Origin of the sequence: Methylobacterium variabile (genome assembly GCF_001043975.1) — a bacterium.
In the GTDB taxonomy this organism is placed as follows: domain Bacteria; phylum Pseudomonadota; class Alphaproteobacteria; order Rhizobiales; family Beijerinckiaceae; genus Methylobacterium; species Methylobacterium variabile.
Window position 1 is genome coordinate 1 of record NZ_LABY01000015.1, and the last position, 6,977, is coordinate 6,977.

Sequence of the window (6,977 nt, forward strand, 5' to 3'; positions counted from 1 at the left end):
AGAGCCGGGTGTCCGGCAACCGGGCGAGGTCGTCGCCGTGGAACTGGCTCTCGAGCACGATCCGCATCTGGCGGCCGGCATCGTCGCTCGCCGGGACGTAGCGGGTGGTGTAGCGGCGCCCGCCGGCGATGCTGAGCACGTGGTAGCCGTGCGGCGTGCCCGCCCGGGCGTTCGCGGGGGGGGGGCCCGCCCGGGCTCGCGGGGGGTGCCCGGGCCCGCCGCCGCGCCCGCTGGCCAGTCCAGGCCCGGGCCCGGGCCGCCGTTCACCCCCCACGTGGCGTCGGTCGCCGGGCGGGCGCCGAGGGCGAGCGCCAGGGCCAGACAGGCGAGATGTCTCAGCGCGGCGGGACCGAGCCTGTACTGGCCGATGGCGGCGTCGGGCGCTCAGATCGACGCGGGCGCGGCCCGCGACATGATCGCCGCCTACCGCCGCAACAAGGGGCTGCCGCCGCTGGCCCTCGATCCCGGCCTGCAGCGCCTCGCCGAGACCGAGACCGCCGCCATGGCGGCGGCCGGCCGGCCGAGCCAAGCCGACATCGTCAAGACGGTGGCGGCCCGGATGGGCTTCCCGGAGCCGGGCGCCAACCTCTCGGCCGGCTATCACACCCTGGCGGAGGCGTTCTCCGGCTGGCGCGACAGCCCGTCCCACAACGCGGTGATGCTCGATCCGGCGGCGACGCGGATGGGCATCGCCACCGCCTACGCGCCGGGCTCGAAGTACAAGGTGTACTGGGCGCTGCTGGTGGCGAAGTAGGGGATCCGGCCGGCCGCTCGAACGCCGACCGGCCGCCGTTGGGGACCCTACTCGGCGAGTTCGCGCATGACCTTGATCAGGTCCGACTTGCCCTCGAAGCCGATGCCCGGCCGCTCCGGCATGACGATGTGGCCGGCCTCGACCCTCACCCCGTCCGGGAAGCCGCCATAGGGCTGGAACAGGTCCGGGTAGCTCTCGTTGCCGCCGAGCCCGAGGCCGGCCGCGATGTTGAGCGACATCTGGTGACCGCCATGCGGGATGCAGCGCGCCGGCGACCAGCCGAACTGGCGCAGCACGTCGAGGGTGCGCAGGTACTCGACCAGGCCGTAGGACAGGGCGCAGTCGAACTGGAGCCAGTCTCGGTCCGGGCGCAGGCCGCCGTAGCGCAGCAGGTTGCGTGCGTCCTGGTGCGAGAACAGGTTCTCGCCGGTGGCCATCGGGCCGGGATAGAACTCCGACAGGGCCGCCTGCAGCGCGTAGTCGAGCGGGTCGCCCGCCTCCTCGTACCAGAACAGCGGGTACTGCCGCAGCATCTTGGCGTAGGCGATGCCCTGCTCGAGGTCGAAGCGGCCGTTCGCGTCCACGGCGAGCTGCGCCTGCGCGCCGATCTCCGTCAGCACCGCCTCGATGCGGCGCTGATCCTCCGCGATCGGCGCGCCGCCGATCTTCATCTTCACGACGGTGTAGCCGCGGTCGAGGTAGCCGCGCATCTCGGCGCGCAGCTGGGTGTCGTCCTTGCCCGGATAATAGTAGCCGCCGGCGGCGTAGACGAAGACCCGCGGGTTCGCCTCGACGCCCTTCCGCTCGGCGAGCATCCGGAACAGCGGCTTGCCGGCGATCTTCGCGGCGGCGTCCCAGATCGCCATGTCGAGGGTGCCGACCGCCACCGAGCGCTCGCCGTGGCCGCCGGGCTTCTCGTTGGTCATCATCACGTCCCACAGCTTGTGCGGGTCGAGGTTGTCGCCGGACGCGTCGAGGACGCTCCTCGGATCGGCCTCCAGGATGCGGTTCCTGAAGCGCTCGCGGATCAGGCCGCCCTGGCCGTAGCGGCCGTTCGAGTTGAAGCCGTAGCCGACCACGCGGCGGCCGTCGCGCTCGACGTCGGTGACCACGGCCACGAGGCTCGCGGTCATCTTCGAGAAGTCGATATAGGCGTTGCGGATGGGCGAGGAGATCGGCTTGGTGACCTCGCGGACGTCGACGATGCGCACGGGTGCTCTCCTTCGCGGTTCGAGCGGGGCAGGGGACTGGGCCGGAGGCCCCGACGGGCCGCGGCCGCAGGGCGGGGCTTGGCGTCCTCCGGCCCTGGCTACGCCTGGACAGGGGCGCCCGGCCAATGCCATCTTCGGTCCGCCCTATGCGCCAACGGCATCGGCATGGACCTGGACTGGCTGAAGGACTTCCTGGCGCTCGCGGAGCAGCGGACGTTCTCGCGGGCGGCCGACGCCCGCAACGTGACGCAGCCCGCCTTCAGCCGCCGCATCCGCGCCCTCAAGGATTGGATCGGCACGCCCCTGTTCGTGCGCGGGGCGCAGGGCGCCACCCTGACCCCGGCCGGCGCCCACTTCCAGCCCGTCGCCCACGAGCTGGTGCGTGGGCTGGACCGGGCCCGGCGCGACACGCAGGCGATCGGGGAGCGGGATACGGCGACGCTGTCGATCGCGGCGACCCACGCCCTGTCGTTCACGTTCTTCCCGGTCTGGATCCGCCGGCAGATGCGCTCACGGCCCCCGGGAACCCTCAACCTCGTGTCCGAGAGCATGGAGGCCTGCGAGCAGATTATGCTCGCCGGCGAAGCGCACTTCCTGCTCTGCCACGTCCACCCGGAGGCGCCGACGCGCCTGGAGGCCGACCGGTTCCAGAGCCTGCGCGTGGGCGACGACGTGCTCGTCCCGGTCTGCGCCCCTGATGGGGACGACCGGCCGACCTGGCGGCTGCCGGGATCGCCGGACGCGCCGGTCCCCACCCTCGCCTACAGCCACGCCTCGGGGCTCGGCCGTATCCTCGCGGTCTGCCAGGGGCAGCCGGCCCACACCGTCACGGGGTTCACCTCGCACCTCGCCGCGACCCTGACGACGATGGCGCGGGAGGGGCACGGCGTCGCCTGGCTGCCGCAGACCATGGCGGCGGAGGATCTGGCCTGCGGACGGCTCGTGCGCGCCGGCCCCGAGCGGTTCGACGTCCCCATCGAGATCAGGCTGTTTCGCTCCCCCGAATGCCGCAACCCTGCGGCCGACGACCTCTGGGACCGTATCGACGCGCAGGGTGCCCGGCCCGCCCCGCAGGCCGCGTCCCTGCGGGCAGCGGCAGGGGACCGCCGCTAGCGGTCGGGGCCGTCCTTACGGAAAGCCCGAGCCCCGCGGCGTCGGCGGCGCCTCGTTGAGGAGGGTCACGGTGACCCGGCGGTTGGCCGGCAGGTAGGGGTTGTCGGGAAACAGCGGCTCGGTGTCGGCCTTGCCGGAGACGGCGGCGAAGCGGTCGGCGGGCAGGCCGCTGCCGGCCAGGATCTCGCGCACGCTGATCGCCCGGCCGGCGGAGAGCTCCCAGGGCGGGGCCGCGGGGCGGCGGCCGGGGCGGTCGGCGGCGGTGTAGCCGGTGACGGCGATGCGGTTCGGCATCCGCCGCAGGGTCGGCACGATCCGCTCCAGCACCTGCCGGGTGCGGTCGTTCGGCCGGGTCGAGCCCTCCGGGAACATCGAGCGGTTGTCCTGATCGACGAGGGAGATGTCGAGACCCCGCGCCGTCACGTCGATGACGATGCTCTTCGACAATTCGGCGATCTCCGGCAGGTCCTGCAGCGCCTGGCGCAGGGACGCCATGGCGAGGCCGAACCCCTCCTTGTAGGCGTTGTGCTGGATGCCGTCCGCCAGCACTTCCTCGGGGTTGGGCGGCTCGGCCCGATCGGAGGCCTTCTCCGGCGGGATGTCGCGGGTGTCGCGCAGCTTGGTGGCGGAGGGCAGGCCGTTCTTCTCGATGATGCCGTTGAACCGCGACTCCCGGTTGGTGCCGAAGGCGTCGCGCATCGAGCCCGCCACCGCCTGGAGCTTCTTCTGGTCCTGGGTCGAGTAGGCGGCGATCATCACGAAGAAGCTCATCAACAGCGCCATCAGGTCCGCGAAGGTCACGAACCAGCCGTGGCCGCCATGGGCCCCGCCGCGCTTCTTCTTGGCCACCGCTCAGATCTCCTCGACGGACGCCTATCCCGAAGGCCCCGGGCCGCCTCGGGGCCATGTCTTCCCGATGCGTCAGGCCGCCTCGGCGGCCATGTCTTCCCGGTGGCTGTGCGGCAGGTAGGCGATCAGCATCTCGCGCACGAGCGAGGCGCTCTTGGCGTCGCGGATCAGCAGCACCCCGTCGATGATGAGCGAGCGGGAGACGTCCTCCTCCTCGAGCTTGACGTGCAGCTTGTCGGCGATCGGCAGGGCGACCATGTTGGCGATCAGCGCCCCGTAGAGGGTGGCGAGCAGCGCGGTCGCCATCGCCGGCCCGAGCTTCGAGGGGTCCGACATGTTGGCGAACATCGTCACCATGCCGAGAATCGTGCCGATCATGCCCCAGGCCGGCGCGCAGTCGCCGAAGGCACGGTACACCTTCGAGCCCTCGTCGAGGTGCATCAGGAAGTTGTCGCGGTCGCGCTCCATCGTGTCGCGGATGAACTCGCGGTCGTAGCCGTCGGCGATGTAGCGCACGCCCTGCGCCAGGAACGGGTCCGAGATCTCGAGGTTCTCGATCGCCATCGGGCCCTGCTTCTTCACCACGTCGGCGATCTTGGTGATCTCGTCGATCAGCTCGCGCGGCCGGATCGCCCGCATGTTGAAGGCGAAGCGCAGGCCCATCGGCACGCCGTGGAGGATGACCGAGAACGGGAAGCGCAGCATGGTGGCGGCGGTGGCGCCGCCGAAGATCACGATCACCGCGTGCTTGTCGAAGTAGGCGGCGAAGTTGCCGCCGTCGATCATGATGAGCACGACCACGACCGCGATGCCGCCGACGAGGCCGGCGCCGGTTGCGATATCCATCTGAGCTCGGCCCCTTCGTGCGCCGTCGTGCGTCCCCGGTCGCGGGGCTCGGGCCGGACGTCGCGTGCTTCCTGCGCCGGAGGTTACGGCGAACAGGCTCAACGAACGGTAAAAATGCCGCTCCCCGGCCACGGCGCCGTCATGCGCCGTTCAGCGAGAATCGGGCATAGGGATGGCCATGCGATCGAACGGCCGCCGGAACAAGGCCGCGCGCGGGGCAGGCGGCGGGCGAGGGCCCGGGCCGCAGACAGGGTCATCTCTCGGAGTTCACCGTCCATGCGGCTGATCAGGCTCTATGTCCGGGTCATGGGCCAGCTCGGGCCCGATCTGCGCCTCGGGGCGCTCCTGGCTGCCGCCAACGTCGCCCTGGCGGTGGCGGCCTTCGCCGAGCCGGTGCTGTTCGGCCGCATCATCGACCGCCTCACCCACCTGCCGGCCGGCGGCGCCGGCACCTCGGGCCTGCTCCTCCTCGTCGGGGCCTGGGTCGGGTTCGGGCTGTTCTCGATCGGCGCCGGGGTGCTGATCGCCCTCCACGCCGACCGGCTCGCCCATCGCAGCCGGCTCTCGGCCATGGCGAACTACTTTGAGCACGTCCTCGACCTGCCGCTCGCCTTCCACTCCGCCAACCATTCCGGCCGGGTGCTGAAGGCGATGCTGGAGGGCACGAGCGGCATGGCGGCGACCTGGCTCGGCTTCTTCCGCGACCATTGCGCGGCGCTCGTCTCCCTCGTCGTGCTGCTGCCGATGACGCTCTTTCTCAACTGGCAGCTCGGCTCGATCCTGGTCGCCCTGATGCTGGTGTTCACCGGCCTCACCACCTTCGTGCTGCGCCGCACCGAGACGCTGCAGGGGAAGGTCGAGGAGTACCATTCGGGGCTGGCCGCCCACGCCTCCGACGCGCTCGGCAACGTCGCGGTGATCCAGTCCTTCACCCGCGCCAAGGCCGAGAAGGAAGCGATGCACTGCATCATCCGCGACCTGCTCGCCGCCCAGATCCCGGTCCTATCGTGGTGGGCGCTCGCCTCCGTCGCCACCCGCGCCTCGGCGACGCTCACCATGACGGCGATCTTCGTCACTGGCATCGTGCTGCACGGCCACGGCATGGCCACCGTCGGCGACGTGGTCTCGTTCATGAGCCTCGCCACCATGCTGGTCGCCCGCCTCGACCAGGTCGTCGCCTTCGTCAACGGCGTCTTCCTGCAGGCGCCCAAGATGCAGGAGTTCTTCGAGATCCTCGACACCGTCCCGGCCGTGCACGACCGGCCCGGCGCCAAGGCGGTGGCGCGGCTCGACGGCGACGTGACGTTCGAGGACGTGCGCTTCTCCTACGACGGCCGCCGCCCGGCCCTCGACGGGGTGTCGTTCACCGCGCGGGCCGGCGAGACCGTGGCGCTCGTCGGCACCACCGGCTCGGGCAAGTCGACGACGCTCGGCCTCCTGCACCGCGCCTTCGACCCCGATGCCGGCACGATCCGCATCGACGGCGAGGACCTTCGCGACATCGGCCTCTCGTCCTTGCGCCACAACATCGGCGTGGTGTTCCAGGAGCCGATGCTGTTCGCCCGCTCGATCCGCGAGAACCTCCAGGTCGGCCGGCCCGACGCCACCGACGCCGAGATGCTCGACGCCCTTGAGCGGGCCCAGGCCTCGGAGTTCATGGCGCGCCAGCCCGACGGGCTCGACACGGTCATCGGCGAGCGCGGCCGCTCGCTCTCCGGCGGCGAGCGCCAGCGGCTCTCGATCGCCCGGGCGCTCTTGAAGAACCCGCCGGTCCTGATCCTCGACGAGGCGACGAGCGCGCTGGACGCCGCCACCGAGCGCAAGCTCCAGGGCGCGCTGGAGGCGGTGATGGAGGGGCGCACCACCTTCGTGATCGCCCACCGCCTGTCGACCATCCGCGACGCCGACCGCATCCTGGTCTTCCATGAGGGCCGGATCGTCGAGAGCGGCACCTTCGAGGAGCTGGTGGCCGAGGGCGGCCGCTTCGCCGAGCTCGCCCGGGCCCAGTTCATGGCGGCCGAGCCGGAGCCCGACTACGCGATGGCGGCGTGAACGAGGCGTGAGGCGGGCATTAGCCCGCCCCGTCTTATACCCTCGCGCCTTGGCATCGACACGTCGATGCGAAGGCGTCCGGCGCATCAGCGCCGGCGCCCGTTCGGGCTTGCCTTGCGCCTCCGAACGGGTCCGTTCGAAGGCGCGGCGGT

General features: G+C 71.5%; 6 protein-coding genes. 3 read left to right on the top strand and 3 right to left on the bottom strand.

All coding sequences use genetic code 11. The annotated features are described in order from the left end of the window. The first annotated feature begins 367 nt into the window (after positions 1-367). On the top strand, positions 368-754 hold the full coding sequence (locus tag VQ02_RS02355; protein WP_157080462.1) for a CAP domain-containing protein: 387 nt from the start codon (positions 368-370) through the stop codon (positions 752-754). Between the two features lie 47 nt (positions 755-801). Here VQ02_RS02355 and VQ02_RS02360 read toward each other — a convergent pair whose 3' ends face one another. After that, the gene (locus VQ02_RS02360) at positions 802-1,965 is read right to left on the bottom strand and encodes a mandelate racemase/muconate lactonizing enzyme family protein (RefSeq protein ID WP_048442552.1); all 1,164 of its coding nucleotides are present in this window, start codon (positions 1,963-1,965) and stop codon (positions 802-804) included. A gap of 165 nt (positions 1,966-2,130) precedes the next feature. Here VQ02_RS02360 and VQ02_RS02365 point away from each other — a divergent pair, with 165 nt between their 5' ends. Then, positions 2,131-3,078: a LysR family transcriptional regulator gene (locus VQ02_RS02365; RefSeq protein ID WP_048442553.1), complete on the top strand. Its 948-nt coding sequence runs from the start codon at positions 2,131-2,133 to the stop codon at positions 3,076-3,078. 15 nt (positions 3,079-3,093) lie between these two features. Here the strand turns inward: VQ02_RS02365 and VQ02_RS02370 are convergent, their stop codons facing one another. After that, a complete protein-coding gene (locus tag VQ02_RS02370) occupies positions 3,094-3,927 on the bottom strand; it encodes an OmpA/MotB family protein (protein ID WP_048442554.1) in 834 nt (277 codons plus the stop codon). A gap of 72 nt (positions 3,928-3,999) precedes the next feature. Beyond that, entirely contained in the window at positions 4,000-4,773 is a 774-nt protein-coding gene (locus VQ02_RS02375; RefSeq protein ID WP_048442555.1) for a motility protein A, read from the bottom strand. 276 nt (positions 4,774-5,049) lie between these two features. On the opposite strand from VQ02_RS02375, the gene VQ02_RS02380 reads away from it, so the two are divergent. Next, on the top strand, positions 5,050-6,825 hold the full coding sequence (locus tag VQ02_RS02380) for a glucan ABC transporter ATP-binding protein/ permease (protein WP_048442556.1): 1,776 nt from the start codon (positions 5,050-5,052) through the stop codon (positions 6,823-6,825). The last annotated feature ends 152 nt before the right edge of the window (positions 6,826-6,977 follow it).

Bases quoted from the DNA above. Each gene is read 5' to 3' on its own strand.
- VQ02_RS02355 (WP_157080462.1), top strand. From the start codon at position 368: ATGGCGGCGTCGGGCGCTCAGATCGACGCGGGCGCGGCCCGCGACATG.
- VQ02_RS02380 (WP_048442556.1), top strand. From the start codon at position 5,050: ATGCGGCTGATCAGGCTCTATGTCCGGGTCATGGGCCAGCTCGGGCCC.
- VQ02_RS02365 (WP_048442553.1), top strand. From the start codon at position 2,131: ATGGACCTGGACTGGCTGAAGGACTTCCTGGCGCTCGCGGAGCAGCGG.
- VQ02_RS02375 (WP_048442555.1), bottom strand. From the start codon at position 4,773: ATGGATATCGCAACCGGCGCCGGCCTCGTCGGCGGCATCGCGGTCGTG.